At 57.3% G+C, this 1,497-nt stretch carries 3 protein-coding genes; all 3 read right to left on the bottom strand.

Annotated elements, in window-relative coordinates:
• Positions 1–83 precede the first annotated feature (83 nt).
• Positions 84–335 carry a zinc ribbon domain-containing protein gene (locus tag NW807_RS02125; RefSeq protein WP_414425160.1) on the bottom strand — a complete coding sequence of 84 codons (252 nt, stop codon included), beginning with the start codon at positions 333–335 and terminating at the stop codon, positions 84–86.
• A gap of 42 nt (positions 336–377) precedes the next feature.
• Positions 378–878 (bottom strand): RNA-guided endonuclease InsQ/TnpB family protein, encoded by a 501-nt coding sequence (locus tag NW807_RS02120; protein WP_414425159.1) that lies wholly within the window; start codon positions 876–878, stop codon positions 378–380.
• 206 nt (positions 879–1,084) lie between these two features.
• Entirely contained in the window at positions 1,085–1,408 is a 324-nt protein-coding gene (locus tag NW807_RS02115; protein WP_414425158.1) for a hypothetical protein, read from the bottom strand.
• Positions 1,409–1,497: the final 89 nt, after the last annotated feature.

The raw sequence follows: 1,497 nt of genomic DNA, 5'->3' as shown, positions 1-1,497 counted from the left end.
AAGGGCATTCGCGACAGCGGGCCGTAGGCCGGGGATTCTCGTTCTTGGTTCCACGAGCGCACTTACCCTGTCAGGTTGCCCCTTCATGGCAGCGGTGCCGCTCTTCCCAAGCGTTCCCTCTCTCGTTCGCGAAGCGTTGCGAAGCAATGGCGGTTCGTACCGTTCCACACCATGCCCAAGAGTTCTAGACCTCGGCGCAAGATGTTGAGAGCGGCGTTGTGGTCGCGACACAGCACCAGGCCGCATCGCGGGCAACGGTGAGTACGAGTCGATAGAGTTTTCTTCACTAGATAGCCGCACCCTGAACACTCCTGGGTGGTGTACTCCGGCGGCACGGCAATCACCACCTTGCCAATCGCGTAAGCGGGACGTAGTCCTTACACCTTGCCGTAGTAGTCCAGCCACCCGGTGAAAATGCTCCATGCGGCATCCTGGAAAGTGCTCCGCACCGCTAACGCGAACGACTTGGCCAGATGATGGTTCTTGACCAAGTTCTGCACCTGCAAGTCCTCATACACCACGACGTCGTTAGACGCCACCACGCACCGGGCAAGCTTGATTGCCCAGTCTCTACGCTGGCGTTGAACCTTGAGGTGCAGCTTGCCAAGACGTTGTTTTTGCTTGAGATAGTTCTTGGACTGCCCCTTGCTGTCTTTCCTAAACCTGCGGCTCAACCTCCTTTGGTGTTTTTTGAGTCTGCGTTCAGCACGGCGCAGAAACTTAGGGCAACTGACCTTGTTGCCGTGTTGGTCGGTGTAGAAGTGCTCCAGCCCTAAGTCAAGGCCAATCATGGTGCCGGTGTACTGGCCCTCTTCCCTGCGCTCAAGGTCAAGGCAGCACTGGGCGTAGTACCCATCTGCCCGCCGGATAACCCGCACCCGGTTGATTTTGGAGCTGAGGATGAGTTTCCTCGCCTCCCCGCTGCAGTACAAGGCAAAGGTGCCAGCCTGGTTGCCGTCGGTGTTCGCGTTAGCGGGCCGTAGGCCTTAGGTGATGGACATTCCATCTGCCGACAACTTCCAGCCCGACTGCTTGTATTCCACAGAGCGGCAGTTCTTTTTGCTCGCGAAGCGGCGCGGAGCGCTCACTGGGGGTAGCCCTTCTTCTTCTCACCATCACGACAACGGCGGTAGAAGTTGGAGATGGCTGCCCAAGCTCGCTCTGCACTAGCTTGCCTGGCTGTTGAGTTGAGCTTGGCAGCAAACTCAAACTCCTGGGCCAGATGCTTACAAAGAGCGTACAGCTCCTTCTTGCCCACGCTTTGATTGTCCATCCAATAGTGCAGGCATTTGTTGCGTACACACTGCGCTGTGCGGATGGCTTCATCCAAGGCTTGGTACTGGGCTGGTGCTCCGTGGAGGAGCTTGGCTTCCCTCGCTTTAGCGGTGCGGAGCGCTTTGACGCGCATGATGCTAGTTTATCAGGGGAAACCTTGGATAAAATGCTGCGCCTTACATCCCCACCTTCAAAGGCGGGGCCTTACGGCGCTTTTTGGTA

It is taken from the genome of Synechococcus sp. R70.1, assembly GCF_047461675.1.
Taxonomy (GTDB): domain Bacteria; phylum Cyanobacteriota; class Cyanobacteriia; order Thermostichales; family Thermostichaceae; genus Thermostichus.
This window is presented reverse-complemented; position numbering and strand designations above follow the sequence as displayed.